Source organism: Vibrio sp. 10N.222.52.C3, from assembly GCF_041474195.1.
Classification (GTDB): Bacteria; Pseudomonadota; Gammaproteobacteria; order Enterobacterales; family Vibrionaceae; genus Vibrio; species Vibrio crassostreae_C.
The window spans coordinates 1-503 of the sequence record NZ_JBFRTQ010000159.1; the positions used below are offsets into that span (position 1 = coordinate 1).

Below are 503 nucleotides of genomic sequence, written 5' to 3' on the forward strand. Positions count from 1 at the left end.
AAAAAGGCCAGTAAATGAATACTGGCCTAGATAAGTTATTGAGTCCGTTTAACTGAGCTCTTTGACTTAGATACCATCTCTTTCGATAGGGCAGCTCATACAGCGTGCGCCGCCACGACCACGGCCTAGCTCGTTGCCAGGAATCGTTAGAACTTCGATACCCGCCTTGTCGTATTTCTCATTGGTGTAAACATTACGCTCATAACCGATCACTGTACCTGGCTTCACCGTCAGCACGTTGTTAGCGTCATTCCACTGTTCACGCTCAGCTTCGTAGTTGTCACCGCCGGTAGTGATGATCTTCAGTTGATCAAGGCCTAGTGCGCCTTCAATCGCTGAGAGGTAGTTTTCAGCTTTTTCGACACGCATTTCGCCATTTTCTTTAGGTGTTAGGCGCCAAGTGTCTAGATCTTTGCGAACAATCTCTGGGTAGACAGAGAAAGTGTCGATATCCATGTGTGTCATCACCGTATCAAGGTGCATACAAGAGCGGTGTTTTGGTA

1 protein-coding gene is annotated in these 503 nt (G+C 47.3%); it reads right to left on the reverse strand.

The features are described from left to right. Positions 1-66 precede the first annotated feature (66 nt). The coding region (locus AB4517_RS20525; protein WP_372149707.1) for an arginine deiminase family protein at positions 67-503 on the reverse strand (437 nt) is incomplete at its 5' end.